At 41.8% G+C, this 17337-nt stretch carries 15 protein-coding genes; 7 read left to right on the forward strand and 8 right to left on the reverse strand.

What is annotated here, in order from left to right; genetic code table 11:
* Window positions 1–119: 119 nt before the first annotated feature.
* Window positions 120–791 (reverse strand): ribose-5-phosphate isomerase RpiA, encoded by a 672-nt coding sequence (rpiA, locus tag B4J23_RS04105; protein WP_159122734.1) that lies wholly within the window; start codon window positions 789–791, stop codon window positions 120–122.
* A 104-nt stretch (window positions 792–895) separates the two neighbouring features.
* On the opposite strand from rpiA, the gene ilvA reads away from it, so the two are divergent.
* From ilvA to B4J23_RS04120, 3 genes are all read left to right on the forward strand, one after another.
* A complete protein-coding gene (gene ilvA / locus B4J23_RS04110; RefSeq protein WP_291358816.1) occupies window positions 896–2434 on the forward strand; it encodes a threonine ammonia-lyase, biosynthetic in 1539 nt (512 codons plus the stop codon).
* Between the two features lie 163 nt (window positions 2435–2597).
* Window positions 2598–3254 (forward strand): potassium channel family protein, encoded by a 657-nt coding sequence (locus tag B4J23_RS04115; protein WP_291358817.1) that lies wholly within the window; start codon window positions 2598–2600, stop codon window positions 3252–3254.
* Window positions 3251–4591, forward strand: coding sequence for a TrkH family potassium uptake protein (locus B4J23_RS04120; RefSeq protein ID WP_291358818.1), 1341 nt, complete (start codon window positions 3251–3253; stop codon window positions 4589–4591). The genes B4J23_RS04115 and B4J23_RS04120 overlap by 4 nt, the downstream gene beginning before the upstream one ends.
* Before the next feature lie 64 nt (window positions 4592–4655).
* On the opposite strand, the gene B4J23_RS04125 is transcribed toward B4J23_RS04120, so the two are convergent.
* From B4J23_RS04125 to B4J23_RS04135, 3 genes are all read right to left on the reverse strand, one after another.
* A complete protein-coding gene (locus B4J23_RS04125) occupies window positions 4656–5798 on the reverse strand; it encodes a phospholipase A (RefSeq protein WP_200230599.1) in 1143 nt (380 codons plus the stop codon).
* 22 nt (window positions 5799–5820) lie between these two features.
* Window positions 5821–8760, reverse strand: a complete 2940-nt coding sequence (locus B4J23_RS04130) for an insulinase family protein (RefSeq protein WP_291358819.1) — start codon at window positions 8758–8760, stop codon at window positions 5821–5823.
* 147 nt (window positions 8761–8907) lie between these two features.
* Window positions 8908–9357, reverse strand: coding sequence for a GNAT family N-acetyltransferase (locus tag B4J23_RS04135; RefSeq protein ID WP_034170350.1), 450 nt, complete (start codon window positions 9355–9357; stop codon window positions 8908–8910).
* Between the two features lie 261 nt (window positions 9358–9618).
* Between B4J23_RS04135 and B4J23_RS04140 the strand changes: the two genes are divergently transcribed.
* From B4J23_RS04140 to B4J23_RS04150, 3 genes are read left to right on the forward strand one after another with little or no spacing between them, the layout of a single operon-like run.
* Window positions 9619–10623: an adenosine kinase gene (locus tag B4J23_RS04140; RefSeq protein ID WP_291358820.1), complete on the forward strand. Its 1005-nt coding sequence runs from the start codon at window positions 9619–9621 to the stop codon at window positions 10621–10623.
* Between the two features lie 14 nt (window positions 10624–10637).
* Complete coding sequence (locus B4J23_RS04145) at window positions 10638–10946, forward strand: Rieske (2Fe-2S) protein (protein WP_373684488.1); 309 nt, start codon at window positions 10638–10640, stop codon at window positions 10944–10946.
* Window positions 10947–10966: 20 nt separating this feature from the next.
* Window positions 10967–11587, forward strand: coding sequence for an OB-fold-containig protein (locus B4J23_RS04150; RefSeq protein ID WP_291358821.1), 621 nt, complete (start codon window positions 10967–10969; stop codon window positions 11585–11587).
* Window positions 11588–11645: 58 nt separating this feature from the next.
* On the opposite strand, the gene B4J23_RS04155 is transcribed toward B4J23_RS04150, so the two are convergent.
* Both B4J23_RS04155 and B4J23_RS04160 read right to left on the reverse strand, forming a co-directional pair.
* Window positions 11646–12320: a YidB family protein gene (locus B4J23_RS04155; RefSeq protein ID WP_291358822.1), complete on the reverse strand. Its 675-nt coding sequence runs from the start codon at window positions 12318–12320 to the stop codon at window positions 11646–11648.
* A gap of 113 nt (window positions 12321–12433) precedes the next feature.
* Window positions 12434–12904: a DUF6231 family protein gene (locus B4J23_RS04160; RefSeq protein ID WP_004786043.1), complete on the reverse strand. Its 471-nt coding sequence runs from the start codon at window positions 12902–12904 to the stop codon at window positions 12434–12436.
* A gap of 35 nt (window positions 12905–12939) precedes the next feature.
* Here B4J23_RS04160 and B4J23_RS04165 point away from each other — a divergent pair, with 35 nt between their 5' ends.
* A complete protein-coding gene (locus tag B4J23_RS04165) occupies window positions 12940–13812 on the forward strand; it encodes a DUF2797 domain-containing protein (protein ID WP_291358823.1) in 873 nt (290 codons plus the stop codon).
* A 51-nt stretch (window positions 13813–13863) separates the two neighbouring features.
* On the opposite strand, the gene B4J23_RS04170 is transcribed toward B4J23_RS04165, so the two are convergent.
* A complete protein-coding gene (locus B4J23_RS04170; RefSeq protein ID WP_291358824.1) occupies window positions 13864–15204 on the reverse strand; it encodes a hypothetical protein in 1341 nt (446 codons plus the stop codon).
* Between the two features lie 153 nt (window positions 15205–15357).
* On the reverse strand, window positions 15358–17223 hold the full coding sequence (locus B4J23_RS04175; RefSeq protein ID WP_180014981.1) for a SurA N-terminal domain-containing protein: 1866 nt from the start codon (window positions 17221–17223) through the stop codon (window positions 15358–15360).
* Between the last annotated feature and the right edge of the window lie 114 nt (window positions 17224–17337).

Below are 17337 nucleotides of genomic sequence, written 5' to 3' on the forward strand. Positions count from 1 at the left end.
TAATCCCCCTCGATCCCCCTTTAATAAAGGGGGAAGTTCAAACTTATAGAAGTTTCGAGGAGCTTTATCAAATTAAAGACTTTTCCCTCCTTTGAAAAAGGAGGTTCAGGGAGGATTTCTTAAATCGCTGTACGCTCTTCAATACCATTATTGGTCGCAACAATCGCAATATCCGCTTTATTGATCGCGAAAATACCGTTACATACGACGCCTGGAATGTCATTAATCGTTTTTTCCAGCTCAAGCGCATTCAGAATATTCAGGTTATGCACATCCAAAATAACATTTCCATTATCAGTCACTACACCTTCACGGTAAGCAGGATCACCACCTAGCGCCACCAACTTACGTGCGACTGCTGAACGAGCCATTGGAATCACTTCAACAGGTAATGGGAAATCACGACCCAACTGCTCTACCCATTTCGAATCATCGACGATACATACGAATTTTTTCGCAATCGACGCCACGATTTTTTCACGTGTAAGCGCAGCACCACCACCTTTGATCATGTGCATATGACGGTCAATTTCATCAGCACCATCGACATAGGCATCCAGACCACCTACGCTATTCATATCAACCACTTCAATGCCTAATTTTTTCAGACGCTGTGCAGTCGCTTCAGAACTTGCAACAGCAGCTTCCAATTGCAGTTCTGGTAAAAGGTCAATTAAAAAGTTAACGGTACTACCTGTACCTACGCCTAAAATGCCCCCTTTTGGTAAGTGTTTTAAAGCCGCTTTGGCTGCAGCTTGCTTTTTCTCATCTTGGGTTGCATATAGACTCATGACATCACTCAACTAATTTGGACTTTTGCAGTAATTTTAAACCGCAAAGCCGTGTGGTTTGTTACAATAGAGTCTTATTTTAAACTGTTAGATGGAAAATTAACATGCTGTCTCGTTTGGTTCGACAAATTTTACAAGCAACGGTCTACGATGTTGCAATCGAAACCCCACTCGAAGCAGCGCCACGAATTAGCGAACGCTTAAATAATAACATTCGCTTTAAACGTGAAGATTTACAACCGGTCTTTTCATTTAAACTACGCGGTGCCTATAACCGTATTAGTCAATTACCGAAATCACAACTCGAACGTGGCGTTATCACAGCTTCAGCAGGCAACCATGCACAAGGCGTGGCACTGTCAGGGAAAAAGCTGGATATTCGCGCGATTATTGTGATGCCAAAGACCACGCCCGACATTAAAGTCCAAGCAGTAAAACGTTTAGGGGGTGAAGTAGTATTACATGGTGATTCATTTGACGTTGCCAATAAATATGCCATTCAACGTGCCGAAGAAGATGGTATGACCTTTATTCCACCTTATGACGATGAACTGGTGATGGCCGGTCAAGGCACCATTGCCAATGAAATTTTGCGTCAATGGCGTGATGTAGAATATGTCTTCGTTGCTGTTGGTGGTGGTGGTCTGATTGCCGGTGTTGCAGCTTACTTAGGTGATGTTGCACCGCATGTCAAAGTGATTCCTGTAGAATATGAAGAATCTGCATGTTTAAAAGCCGCTTTTGATGCAAATGACCGCGTAATTTTGCCATCAGTGGGTTTATTTGCCGATGGTACTGCTGTGGCACAAATCGGTGAAAAACCATTTGATGTGATCCGTTTACAAAAATCAGATAACTCTGGCCCGATCGTAGAACCAGAAGTCGTACTGGTCAATACCGATGAAGTCTGTGCAGCAATTAAAGATACTTATGATGAATGCCGTAGCATCGTAGAACCGTCAGGTGCAATGGCATTGGCTGGTATCAAAAAATATGTAGCGGAACACGGCATTGAAGGCAAGAATATCGTATCGATTGTTTGCGGTGCGAACATGAACTTCGACCGTCTGCGCTATATTGCCGAACGCACCGAGCTGGGCGAACGCAAAGAGGCCATCTTTGCCGTAACCATTCCAGAAGAAAAAGGCTCATTCCTGAAATTCTGTCGCGCCCTTCAAGGCCGTAATATCACCGAGTTCAATTACCGCTCTAGTGATGCTTCTGCAGCTCAGGTCTTTGTCGGCATCAGCCTGAAAAATGGCGAGAAAGAACGTCAGGAAATCTATGAAAACCTGAAATTCGACTACGACATTGATGATCTGTCTGATGACGAAGTTGCAAAACTGCATATCCGTTACCTGATTGGCGGTCATGCCGATATTGAAAATGAACGCCTGTTCCGCGTGGAATTCCCGGAACGTCCAGGTGCCCTGCTAATGTTCCTGGAACGTCTTGGCCCAACGCATAACATCACCTTGTTCCATTACCGTAACCACGGCGCTGCAGAAGGTCGCGTACTGGTCGGTCTGGAGGCAGAAGATGCCCAGCAGAATCCAGATGGTTTGATTGAGACATTGGAAAGCATTACTTATCCATATGAAGAAATCACCAACAACCTAGGTTATCAGCGTTTCTTGAAATAATTAGTTTGATACAAACCGCCTTTCGAGGCGGTTTTTTTATGTCCAGCTAAAAAAATGTATGAAGTATTTATGTAAGGCCAGATAGCTGAAAACTATAAAAATCTTTAAGATACGTACTTAGACATGAACTGATTTGAAATAAAAAAGATTTAGGGAAATATGCATGGCATTATTTGCAGTCATTGGGCTGGGTAGCTTCGGTGCAACAGTAGCGACTCAACTGATCAGCCAGAAACATGATGTGATTGGAATCGATCTCGACAAAAAATATGTGGAAAATATTTCCGATCAGCTTACCCAGGCGGTGATGGCCGATGCAACCGATGAGCATGTCCTGGATGAACTGGATATCCAGCGCTGTGAAGCAGTCGTAGTCGCGATTGGTGAAGATATTGAAGCCAGTATTCTGTGTGTACTGCATCTGAAAAATATGGGTGTAAAGAAAATTTGGGCCAAAGCCAAATCCAAAGCCCACCATATGATTTTGACTCATCTGAACGTCGAAAAAATTATTCACCCAGAAGAAGATATGGGCGTCCGTGTGGCACAATCACTCAGCTATCCGATGGTTAGCCGTTATATGTCACTTGAAGATGATCACTATATTGTCAAAATTGAGATTCATGCCGATCATCATGACACTCCCTTACACCAGTTAATGAGTCAGGTTCCCGAAATTAAAGTTCTTTTACATAAACGCGGCACTGAAATACAACATATCGTAGATCTTGAGCTGCTACTTAAGGAAGGTGACATTCTGGTGGTCGAAGGATTACTAGAGCCTCTACGCCGTTTGTCCAAGCATTTTAAGGTCATATGAAAAGCTCAAATTTAAACCAGAACAGGATTGTCAATCTCAGTCCACCGAGTCTGCTGGCCTTAGGTTTTCTCGGACTGATTTTTATTGGTTCTTCATTACTGATGCTGCCCTTTGCGCATCAAACTGAAATCAGCTGGTTAGAAGCGATTTTTACAGCAACTTCTGCAGTGACAATTACCGGGCTATCTGTGGTCAATGTTGGTGAAGCTTATACACCCTTTGGGCAGGTCGTGATTATGTTCCTGCTGCAATGTGGTGGCCTCGGTTTTATGACCTTTGCCATACTCGCCTTCATGAGCCTGTCTCCTAAACTTGGTTTAAGACAGCAAGTGATGGCACAGGAATCTATTGGCCAGACCAGTTTGAAGAAAGTCAGTTTTACCATTAAAGCAGTTTTCCTATATTCCTTGTTTTTCGAAGCGATTGGCACCCTGATTTTAACCTTGGCTTGGCTGGAAGATTATCCTTTTGGTGAAGCGCTGTTTTATGCAGCTTTCTATAGTGTTTCTGCGTTTAATAATGGTGGATTTTCCCTTTTCCCCAATAGCTTGATGAGCTTTTCCGGCCAGTATTTCGTGACCTTTACGATCAGCATGCTGTATATCATTGGCGGGATCGGTTTTCTGGTTCTGATGGATGTAAAACAGAATAAAAACTGGCGCAAGCTTAGCCCGAATAGCAAGCTGATTCTAACGACGATTATGGGCCTTAACCTGAGTGCTTTTATTGTACTCTGGCTATTAGAAGCCTCTAATCCACAGACTTTAGCGCTGATGAGTGTAGGTGATCAGGCACTCAATGCCTGGTTCCATGCCACTGTTCCCCGCTCTTCGGGTTTTTATAGTCTGCCCATGGACCAGATGAGCGATGCCTCAAGTCTAGTCACCATTTTTTTAATGTTTATTGGTGGCGGCTCCTTAAGTACGGCGGGTGGAATTAAAGTTGGCACCTTTATTATTGTGGTGATCAGCGTAATCAGTTTTCTACGCCGTGAAGATGAAATTCGCTTGTTCAATCATTCTATTTCTGAAAAAACCACTTTTAAGGCTTTAGCGGTTGTGTGTATTACCGCAGGTCTGGTCATGACCGGTTTTATGAGTTTACTCATTCTAGAACCCGATCATGATTTTTTAGATTTACTGTTTGAGGCGGTTTCTGCCGCCTGTACGGTCGGATTAACGCGTGGTGTTACTGGAGAATTGCAACCAGCGAGTTTAATCATTCTGATGCTGATGATGTATGCGGGTCGTCTAGGACCTTTGACCCTTGCCTATTTAATTGCAACACCGAAGAAAAGCCGTCTTAAACATCCGCCTTCAGAAATTCAGATTGGTTAAGATTTAAATGAATAGGTATAAGCAAAAAAACCACGCCTAAGCGTGGTTTTTTACATGAAACAGATTAGTACCAATTCATTAAGGATACACCCAAGCCCACATAAGTTGCACGGTGATTGTAATCAATCAGACTTTCACCATAACCATCAAAGAGCTGGAATTGACCGCGTAGACGCCCACTGATCGGAAATGACCAGTCGAACTGTACTGCACCACGGTTATCATCTCCACCTTTAAGGGTATGACGCAACATCAAAGAAAAATCGTGGGCATTATGACGATAAAATGCAGTTAAATCCCCACGCCCGATATAGTTTTTAATCTCGGGATTATTGTCATCTGCACGATCTTCTTCGATACGATACCAAGGGCGCAGCATCATGGCAAAGTTGTCTTTTTCGAAACCGAGATTCAGCATTACCCGGTTCCAGCTACGAGATAATGGATCCGAACGGCCATTAGATTGATGATTCAGGGTTAGTCCCAGCATACGCCAGTTCAAACCAAACAGATCATAATTGGTACGGAAGATCAGGCTGGCTTCGGGCTCATAATTGGTTTCACGAAATGGTCGGGACTCTTCCGAGTTATACACCTGCCAACGTGAAGACTGGGTATAGCCCAGCCAGAGATCACCATTATCACCTAGAATATTTTCAACCGCCTTGGTTTTTAAAGATAACTGGAATTTCCCCTCAATCGAGGTCAAATTCTGGTCTTCTTCAACCGTGTTATTTGGGTTTTCACTTTGCGGAAACTCGTTTTTCTTGGAAGTCCAGAATCCTGGCATCAGATAAATCGGCTGATAAGAACGGATATTCCAGGTACCCAGTTTACTTTCCGGCGACAATTCCCAACGACTATCCAGCAAGGATAAAGTCGGAGTCAGCTTTGATCCTTCTGAAGCATAGATATTAGAAACGGTTTGTTCAATTTTTGCTTTGAGGTTATCGGGTTCGGGCGCAATTTCTATGGCTGCACGCCGTTCAGAAACAATCTCAGGCTTACTATCGGCCGGTATTTTAAATACCGCATCATAACAGGCCAAGCGTTCTGAATTGGTTTCAACCGCAGAGCAAGCCTCCGCCGTTGCCGGCATCGGACTACTCGCTACAGTTTTATCTTCCGCATTAACTTGCGTCCCAACTACACAGCCAAGCAAAACGCCCAGCTGCAAAGTTGAGCGCTTAATAGAATTAAGCGCCATCCTCTATCCTCATTGTTTTTATTTATTGAACTTGCTGAATTGTAAAGCCGAGTTGTTCTAAAGTTTCTCGTTTGGCAAATGGCGCAACCACCGCTTTTGAAGCTTGCTGTTCAACCAGATAAGTCTGTGCGACACGTTTCAAATCATCTAAAGTGACATGCAACAAACGTTCCCGAAGCTGTTTACGGAATGCTGGCGTACGTTGATGCAGGTAGGCATAACAGGCAGTAATCGCTTCACCTGCTGGTGACCCCGGTTTGTCCATACTGGCAATTAAACCCAAGATGGCTTCTTCCAGCTGATGCGGTTGTTGAGGTGCGTTAAGCAACCATTGGATACTTGCATCAAAGTCCTGGAAAGTCTCTGCTAAGCGTGGATCGCGATAACTATAGAAGCGGAAAGAACATGCATTTCCGTCATAGCTTGCGCCACCACCATAAGCACCGCCTTTTTCACGGATTGCGCTATGCAGATAACCATTACGCAAGTAGCCTGCCAATACCATCAAAGCAGCAGCATCAGGATGTGAAACTTCTACCGCAGGATAAGCTGCTGCACAGAACTGCACATTAGTCTGAATCAACCAGGCTTCATCATTGCTATGATTAACTTTTTCAACCTGAGTCAATTCTGCAGGTGCAGTATTCACTTCCAGTTTGTCCCACACGTTTTGAATTTCTTCAATCAGACGCTCAGACTGCTGTTCTTCACACACCAACAGGAATTGTTTTGGTGCTTGTAGCAAGACTGTATGAATGCGTTTTAATTCATCAATCATAGCATCATAAGCTGCTGTATCTTTTTCAGCCTGATTGACCAAGTTAATCAGCCAGTTCAAAGCACCCAGACCGGTATTATGATAATCACGCAAGGCTAGAGCGCTATGCTGACGTGATGCCACTTGCATCGCATAGCTATGACCAGAACCGGAAATACGCGACTGCCAACGAGTTTTACGCTGTTGTAATAACTCAATAATACGGCCTTTTTCATCAAAGCGAAGTTGCTCGAAACCGATTTTTAACAGACGGATCGCATCCAGATGGCTAGCCAAAGATTTAGTCGTTAAAGTTAACCACGCACTGATCTTGTTCTTGTCATCCACTTTAGAACGCAATGAAGCGCCCATGCCCAGACCACCACTGACTGCTGTTTGCAGTTGCTGGAATTGCAGGTAATCATATTCACCCGCACCAACTTCACCCATTAAAATAGACAACAGGTTGAAATACGGTGATTGCACCACTTCATCTGGAATTTTCACCAATACCTGTTGGTAATAAATCCCATTGGTACCTGCATGATAAAGATTCAACGGCGTATCTACGCGGTTACAGATAATCTCACGCAACTGGCCTTGAACAATCTGCAATTCCGCAGGCACATCTTCCAGACCCACCTTAGGTAACAGATTCAAATCATCTGGAGTATCTTGGCGGATATTTAACGCTTCAGTTTGAGCATTGATCTCTGCTTTTTGCTCTTCAGTTAAAGCTTTACCAATTTCAGCCAGACGTGCTTTTTCTTCTTCCGCTTCTTTGGTAGATTTGCTTGCATCCGGAACCAGAGTCAGTTGAACACGGTGCGGGTTATCTAAAAGATGATCTTTAATCAGATTCGACAGCCACATTGGATCTTGCAACTCTTCTTTTACTGAAGCAATTGCAGAGTCCACATCCCAGACTTCAACTGGATCACGATGGTGAATTGCACTGCTTAAGCCGCTTAAAATCAGGCTTAGACCATACGGTGTACCATCACCATTGATTTCACGCTGATGCAGCTCAATCTGATGCAGGATTGCATCCACTGCCTGTTGATCAACCGGTTTAGAGGCAACATCTTCCAGAACTTTGTAAACTCCGTTTTTGAATTCTTCAGCATGTTCCGGGTTTGAACCTTGAACCGCGCAGTAGAAGGTCATTTCAAAGTTGGAATCATCTACGCCCATGAATGGGCCAGTTGACTGTGCATAACCACAGGTTTCCAAGTAATGACGTAAGGGAGATGCTGAATCTTCCAGCAAAATCCCTTCTACCAGACGCAAGCCTAAACGTAACTTGATATCACTCGCTTCTGGCAATAACCATGACAATACGTGATAAGTCTTGTCCTTCAGATCTTCCCCATCAACTGCATAGGTTTCTGTTACATTGAGTGGCGCAGTTAAACGGGTTTCTGGCGTTGAATAAAGTGTTTCACCTTTTCCAAATTTAGACAGTGCCAGATTTTCAAACTGTTCCTGTAACTCAGCAGCAGATTTATTACCAAAGGTCATAAATACTGCATTACTTGGGTGATAATGCGTTTTATAGAAATTCACCAACTCTTCATAAGTCAGGTTTGGAATATCTTTAGGATCGCCGCCTGAGTTGTAGTGATAGGTAGTGTCCGGGAATAAGTGATGCGCCAAAGTATGATAAAGTTGATCTGAAGGTGAACTCATTGCCCCTTTCATTTCATTAAATACCACGCCTTTATACACTGGCTCGCCATTTTCCAGCTCAATACGGATACCTTCCTGAGCAAAATCCAGCGGATTCAGGTTCGCAGCAAAGGCCGCATCCATATAAACTTCTAATAAGTTCTGGAAGTCTTTATCATTTTGAGTTGCGAATGGATAAGCCGTCCAGTCTGCCGCTGTAAAGGCATTCATAAAAGTATTAAGCGAACGGCGAATCATCAGGAAAAACGGATCACGTACCGGGAATTTTTCTGAGCCGCACAGTGCGGTATGTTCCAGAATGTGCGCTTCACCTTTTGAATCCATTGGCTGAGTGCGAAACGCAACCAGAAAAACATTTTCATCGTGATTGGTCGCCAGATGATAATGGGTGGCGCCAGTCACTTTATGCTTATATTCAGACACTAAAATGTCTAAAGCTTCAACATGTTGTTGACGTACCAACTGAAACGCAGGATGTACAGTTTGAGAAATGGTTTCAGTGACATCTACAGTCATGCGATCTCCTAATGCTTAAATTAAAAAATTATTATTCGCATTATAGCTGTAGTTGTTTGAATTATTCACGCAGAAAACCGAGGATTTTGATCGAATTAAGTAAACCTGATCATCTGATTTTTAAATGATCAGGTTTGGCAATGATCTCTAGATCATATACTTGAAATAGTTATAACTCGGGTGGTTTTCAACAAAGACATAGTTCTGTTTTTGATAGAAACTGGCGGCCAGTTTGGTGTCGGTCTGTAAACAAAGTGCTGAATAAAATGGTCGTGCCAACTGCTCCAGATAAGCTAGAAGCTGCTTACCTACACCATGTTGACGATATTTTGGATGCACATAGAAGCGACGTACCCGGCCAATTCTTTCTTCAATGCCGTTATCGCCCCATTGCTGGTTTAAGCCGCCACAGGCAATCAGTTTATTGCCATCATAGGCACAGGCCAGAAATTCATTATTTTGACTGAAACAGTTTTTTCCAGTGCGGTATTCTTCAATTAACTTATCAATCAGGTCATAACCTTCTTTACGCGCCAGTGTCGCTAAAGTGTCAATCTGATCAGGGAGCTGCTCGGCTGTTACAATCTTAATATCCATATACCCACACTGTTTTAGATGATTGTTCAAATGTCGCACCAGTATAACTGCTTGGTACTCTAATCTTATAAATAAAATCCAACCTTTAAATCAATGGCTGCACTCGCTACCGTTTAAAAATAAATCAATTCTTAGACCAAAGATTCAAGCTGAATAAGTTACAGTATTTTTTAAAGTATTCTGAAAATGTTTCAGTGAACTACAGCAAACCCGAGCAATCGTGTAAACTTAGCACTTTCATTTTTAATGTGATATTTGGATATGTCTACTATTGACCTTTTTGCGATTGGCAATGCGCTGATTGACCAGGAATTTAAAGTTTCTGATGAGTTTTTAACTGCACATCACTTGCAAAAAGGCACCATGCAACTTGCGGATGGTGAAGCTCAGGCTACTCTGTATCAAAACTTAAAAGCAACTCAAACTTATAAAGGTCAGGCTTCAGGCGGTTCAGCAGCCAATACTACAGTTGCATTTGCAGCTTTGGGCGGCTCTGCATTCTATGCCTGCCGTGTCGGTAATGATGATTTGGGTCATATCTATCTGCATGGCTTAAATGAAGCTGGCATTAAAACTACAACCCAATCGATCAGTGAAGGCGTAACAGGTACCTGTATGGTTCTAGTCAGCCCAGATTCTGAACGTACCATGCATACCTATTTAGGTATTACTGCTGAACTCACAGATGAACAGATTGACTTCCAGCCTTTAACAACTGCTAAATGGCTCTATATCGAAGGTTATCTATCCACTTCCGAAACAGCACGTCAGGCCGTAAAACAGGCGCGTGAAATTGCCAAAGCCAATAGGGTTAAAATCGCATTTACCCTTTCTGATCCTGCGATGGTGCAATATGCCCGTGCCGGTCTGGATGAAATGATTGCAGATGGCGTTGATCTCTTGTTCTGCAACCAGCAAGAAGCATTGATGTATACCGAAACAGATACCATCGAAGCAGCTCTGGCTAAACTCAAGGAATTAAGTCAATACGTTGTCATTACAATGTCAGCTGATGGTGCGCTTATTTCCAATAATGGTGAAACCTTTACTGTGCCGGGCCGTGCTGTAACTGCAGTGGATACCAATGGGGCTGGCGATGCTTTCGCGGGTGCTTTTTTATATGCACTTAATGCGGGTCTTGGCTTAAAAACAGCAGCAGAACTGGCAATTTTGGTGTCTAGCCAAGTGGTAGCGCAATTTGGGCCACGACTGGCGATTTCAGAATACACAGCATTATTAAAAGATGTTCTTAAGGAATGTGCTTAATGTTTAAAATTTGCATGACTGACGATATTCCAGAGCGTGAAGCACGCTCTTTTGAACTTCCGAATGGGGATACAATTTTTATTACCCAGCGTGATGGTTCGTTTTATGCTTACCAGAATATTTGTCCACATTTACAGGTAGAACTGGAATTTCTGGAAAACCAGTTTCTGGACCGTGATCAGGAATTTATTGAATGCTCTACTCATGGCGCGCTGTTCGTAGTCGAAAGCGGTGAATGTATTTCTGGACCTTGTCAAGGCCAATCACTTGAAAAAGTTGATATTACCGTGCATTCTGATGGCGGAATTTATCTTTCAGAATAATAGCTAAAACGGATTTTGCCATGCCTGAGTTTTTACTTGACTATAACCTGATGCCATTTCATCTCAGTTTATTGTTCATCATTCTGTTTGGCGTGGCAAAAACAGTTGCCTTCTATTTTAAGCTTAAACCCAGTCAACTCCTGGAACGCATTTCTCCATATGACTTTCAGAATGTTGAATGGCTAAATGTCAAATTTTCCAAAACCCTGATTGTTTTTTTCTTCCTGATGAATTTTAGCTTTTCCGGCTATTTTCTTCAGTTTCTGATCTATTCACAGGAATATCATTTCTTACCTGCCTATTACATCATTCTACCGGCATTGATCATTGCGATTTTCTTTACCGTATTTATGATTCATTGTCTGGATCAGGTTATTCCACCTAAATATAAAAAGAATGATGTAAACCTATTAGGCCGTTTAGCTACAATTTCAAGCGGTAATGCCCGTCCTGGCTTTTCTGCCCAAGCGCGAGTTCGGGATGAGTATGGTCAGTTACACTATGTTCAGGTTGAACCTGAATTTGGCGAACTGGAATTTCAGTCTCAGATTATTTTAATCCGTCTTAGAAAATCGCATTATGTGGCCAAGAAGATCTGTAAATCCAATCGACTCTTTAGCTTGAATCTGGAAGAAGCTTAAAGAATTCAATAGAAAAAATCCCGGCTAAAAGTCGGGATTTTTTATTGGATAGATAGATTTATTTTTTAAACAAGCCTGAGACCATATTCAATACATTCTGAATATCGTTATTGGCTTCCTGTTTACTGGTCTGCTCACCTTGTGGTGTCAGTGAATCAATAATCTGCGGCAAGACCTGAGAAATGGCGCTATAGACATCCTGCTTAGGCACATGTGTCTCTTGTGCGACCTGTTCCACTTCCTGATCATCAAACAGGTTTTGCACCTGCTGCGGATCGACATTGGCATTTTCACCTGGACCAGTAGATACCCAGTCATCAACCTGGCTATTTAGACCTTGTCCTTTGAGCTTATCCAATGCTCCTTGCAAACCGCCCTGTTTCTGAATCCAGGCCAAGACCAGTGGCAAGACAGCAATCAATAAAGTCTTTGTTGTTGAACTGCCACCCAGTCCAGAACTTGGTCGAGCGGAAGATTGGCTCCCACCGCCGATCTGGCTGAGTACAGAACCTAAAATTGCACCTAGGCCATTTTGCTTGTTTTGCTGTTGTGAATTTTGATGCTGCTGATTTGAGTTCTGGTTTTGCTGATTGGCATTATTGATATGACCCAATACTGATCCAAGAATATCTGCCAATCCCCCTTGCTGGGATGAACGCTGCTGGGATTGAGCTTGGTTATTTCCTAAAGCTTGCTTGGCCAGCATTTCTACTATACTACTAAGATTGGTCATAACTCATTCCTGTATACGCCTTCTCTACAGAATAGAGTCTGGGCTTATATTTTCCATGCAGGATTTTGTTAATATTTGCAATACTGATATAAGTCCTTCCTAGCTTTCCAATTTTACCAGCGATATTTATCCCAGTTTTCAGGGTTAGCCCAGAATTTAGAGTTAAACCAGTCTGGCACATGTTTATAAGTCAAAATATTGAATTGCCAGAGTGCAAAATCCGCCCCATGAACCGTCTTGTCAATCAACTGGGTCAGACCTAGAGACCTGAGCAGTTTTTCATCCTGCAAGCGACTCACCACAACCAAACGTTTTGCAAATAAATCACGCATTTTAACCAGAATTTGACTCTTCTGCTGTTCTGACAATGCTAAGGTTTCAGGAGTGTCCAGCATCACTACTGCTAGGTCATAACGCTGTTGAAAAGGCAGATTTAAAACCTCAGATACGTTAAAATAGTGCCATTGAATAGATTGCTGAAATTGAGATTGGGTTAAATCCTGCCCGATACAAATAGCAGTATGAATTGGCTGTTCCTTGGCGAAATCGTCTAGCATTGAAGTGATGACATTCTGTTCAGCCATGACTGCATCCTTATGATTTAAGTGAGTAATTTTTTATGGAACTTCAGGGCATTTGCCATAAAATGCACGTCGGTCTTACAGACCTTAGTGTAACTGATCAAAATACCCAGCGGGCAAATGTTGAATATAAATTAATATTAGATGGATCAGAAATTAACCTTCCATTCCAGTTAGGTCAGGAAATCGAGATTGAATGGACAGGAAATATCTATTGTGTTTCTTGCAGCAAAAAAACTTCTAAATCATTCTCACAAGGCCACTGTTTTAAATGTTTTAAAACTAAAGCGTCATGTGATATGTGTATCATGAAACCGGAAACCTGCCATTATCATTTAGGCACTTGCCGGGAAGATGAGTTTGCACAGAATGTCTGCTTCCAGCCACATATTGTTTATCTGGCCAATTCTAGTGCATTGAAAGTCGGAATTACCCGGATCAATCAAATGCCGACTCGTTGGCTGGATCAAGGTGCAACTCAAGCCCTTCCTATCATGAAAGTGGGTTCTCGCCGTCTTTCCGGTAAACTGGAAGTGATGTTTGGTACTCAGGTCGCAGATAAAACCGACTGGCGTAAATTACTCAAAGGCGAAGCGGAACCGTTAAATCTGATTGAAGTTCGCGATCAGCTGATTGAAGAATTTGCACCGAAAATTCAAACCATTCGTGAAGAGTTTAATCAGAATTTGCAGTTTAATGAAAATATTGAAGTTTTGGACAAGGAATTACCGCGCGAGTTCATCTATCCGGTAGAGCAATATCCAGAGAAAATCAAATCTCACAATCTGGACAAAACTCCAGTGATCCGAGGCAAATTACAAGGGATTAAAGGCCAATATCTGATTCTGGATACTGGCGTGATTAATATCCGTAAATATACAGGTTATGAGCTAATTTTTAGAGCAGAATAACTTTAAAAAGAGCGAGATATAAAATCTCGCTCTTTTATCCAGTATGAGTCACTAGCCTATAATATAGTTCTGTTCAGTAAGTGGTAATTGCTGAAAATCTTGAATTGAATAGAAGATCGGACTGCTTTGAACAGATTGATCACCGAGTAATGCAGGCTCTTGTTGCTCAATTGCTACAGTAAGAAGCTCTTCAAGTGAAACCTGTTGTTCTTCTATTACTGGAAAATTAAGCTTAGCCACAGAAATACTTTCACTACGGTCGCCTACAGCATTTTCCGAATACAAAGTTATAAACCCACCTTGAGCAATCGGATTCTCAATACTCCATTCACCGTTTGCATTTGCATAAGTAACATATTCCAGACCATAAGCAAAAATCACAATTTTTCCATATGGCATCGCTTGACCAGCAAGCTGCTCATCATTTTCTAAAACTGTTGGTACAACAGGTTCAAACAATATATAAATTGGTTGTTCCGGCTCTTCAACAGGCATTTGTGGCTCAAAAAATACCATTGGAATCGCCAATGCAATTATCTCAGATCTAAGACCTAAATCATTTACTGCATACAATTCTAAAGTTCCCCCTTGTGCAATTGGATTAAGCATTGACCAATTGCCTTCGTGATCAACACTCACTGTATATTCATGACCATTTGCCGTCACAACAATCTGTGTATAAGGTGTTGCCTTACCTGATAGATATTCACCTTGATCTAAAATCACTGGGGTAATTGGTGTCCAATCTGGAAATATTGGAATTTCAGGAAGTGGCGCCATACCCGAAATGATAGATGGAGATTCTTCTCCAAATTCATTACGGGCAAATACTTCTATTGTAGTACCCGGCACCAGTGGATTTAGAAGCATCCATTGCCCATCTGCATCAGCTTTAACGTTATATTCAACATCATTATGTCGTACAACAACCGTTATATATGGATCTGCTGTACCGACTAGATAGCCTTCTACTTGAGAAAATACAGGTATGCTGGGTAGTGGCGGTGCAATTTGCGCTAAACCAATTTGCTGGGAAGAAATACCCTCTGCATTTATAGCAACAATAGTGACATACCCTGTCCTCAAAATTGGATTAGGGAGTGACCAGTTCCCCTGTGCATCAGCAGTGGTTTGATATTGCTGGTCGTTATACGTAGCAATGATGGTTACCAATGGATCTGCTGTACCAATAATCTGAGCTTTAAATTCTGTGACTTCAGGCGTAGAAGGTTGAAGAATAATTACCGTTTCATCTTCATCACGATCATAACCTTTTCCCGGTTTATTAGATTCATGTGCTTTTCCAGGATTGTTTGGTTGTGGGTGAGACTGAGGTGATTTAATAGCCTGCGCATGTTGCGGAACAAGATTAAAATGTGATGTTTTTTTCATTATATGTCTTTTTATTTATTATTTATGAAGGACTTATATAGGCTTAAGAAGCCTAATCAATTATATATCAAATATTTAATTTTATTATTCATACGAATATAGATTTTAAAAATAAAAAACCAGCCCTCAGGCTGGTTTTTTTACAATCAAATCTTATTTGATTTTTGCGTGAGATTTTAAGTAACGCGTATAGTCATCAAATTCTTGTTGACCACGAAGCTGTTGATACAATTTCACTAGTTCACTACGTTGCTCTGCACTTAAAACATCGATCGGATTTTTCTTCACTTCAGAAACTGCCACAACAACCAATTCATTTGGCATATTTGCTGTCGTTACTGACCAGTGACCTGCTTTAGGCGCTGGTACGCTAAATGCTGCACGTTGTACATCACGCTTAAGCAGACCTTCTGCGCGTGTATAGATGCCTGCATCTTCAAATACCAGTTTACCTTTCGCAACTGATGCTGCAGGCTTGGTTTTAAACTCATTCAATGCAGTTTGAACTTCAGCTTTAGCCGCAGCAAATGCTTTATCTTGAATCAGTTTCGCTTTTACTGCTGGTTTAGCTTCTGCCAGTGTCTGCTCACCCGCTGCATGATAATTGCGAACTTTTACCCAAGCCACATCACCATTGGCTAACTGAATACTTGAAGATGCATTACGGTCGCCATTTTTCACGTCATCATTAAAAAGTTTAACTTTGACAGCTGCATTACTTAGCAATGGATCACGTGTCGCAAGGGTCACACCATTTGCTTTCTGAACCTGAACACCCTTCACTTCCTGAGCAACAACATCCAGCGAGTCCGCACTTACGACCATATCATTCAGACTGTTTACCGTATCAGAGAATGTATTAGATTTTTTCGCTGCCAATACTTCTTCAGATAAACGTGCTTTTTGAGATTCAAACGATGGAACTGCTACATCAGGCAATTGGACTGAAATAATATGGTAGCCATAATCCGTTTTAACAGGCGCTGAAACTTGACCAGATTTTAAAGATGCAACAGTCTGATCAAAGGTAGTACCGAACACGCCTTTTTCATAGACAGCAATAGCACCGCCTTTAGACTTAGATTCAGGATCCTCAGAATATTGAGCTGCTGCTTGTGCAAAAGTAGTACCAGCTTTGATTTTAGCTGCAATTTCGCTTGCCAATTTTTTGGCCTCAGCATCGCTACGACTATCTGCAGTCACCAGAATATGTTTAACCTCTGGTTTTACATTCTGCTTCTGGTCAGCCACAAATTTATTATAAGCTTCCTGCAATTCTGCATCAGTAACCGCTACATTGGCAGTATCAATATTGCTCGGCTTGATCACCACATAATCCACATCAACGCTAGTCGGTTGCTTGAACTGGGATTTGTGCTTTTCATAATATGCTGCAATATCAGCTTCTGATACTTTTACTGCTTTTTTATAGCTGTCCAGATTCACGCTAGCGATATGAATATGACGCTGTTCAGTTTGCAGATCTGCAATTTGCTGCATTTCAACCGGACTGACCAGTGGATAATCCATAAAAGTAGAAGACAGCATTTTCAGTGCATGGTCTTTACGTAAACTTTCTACTAAAGCATTGTTAGTCATGCCAATTGATTTCAGGTAATTTTCATATAAAGCATTAGAAAATTTGCCATTCTCCTGAAAAGAAGGCTGCTGTGAAATCATTTGTGCGATCTGCTGGTCACTTAGGCTAATCCCCAGTTTTTCTGCCTGTTGCAAAAGCAAGGTACGCGCAACCAGGGTATCCATCGCTTTTTGATCGATGAAGCTTTGATTTAATAAGGTTTCATCACCATTGGCATAACTTAAGTATTGTTGTTTGAATGATTTTGTCAGTGACTCTAATTCTTGTTTAGAGATATCAGTTCCATTGACTGATTTTGCTGCATCAGAATTCCCGCCGCTAAAATATCCTTCAATACCTACAAGCGCTAAAGGGGTTAAAAACAGAACGAGCAAGACCTTGCCCAACCAACCCTTAATAACTTTACGAAAAGATTCCATAAGTATTCCAATATTTTATTTGCAGAGGATTTTAACCGAAAAAACCCATTGAATGAATGTGTTAATCAAAACAATTAAATCTATCAATAAAAAACGCGCCAAAGAAGGCGCGTT

Origin of the sequence: Acinetobacter sp. UBA3025, assembly GCF_002367915.1 — a bacterium.
Taxonomy (GTDB): Bacteria; Pseudomonadota; Gammaproteobacteria; order Pseudomonadales; family Moraxellaceae; genus Acinetobacter.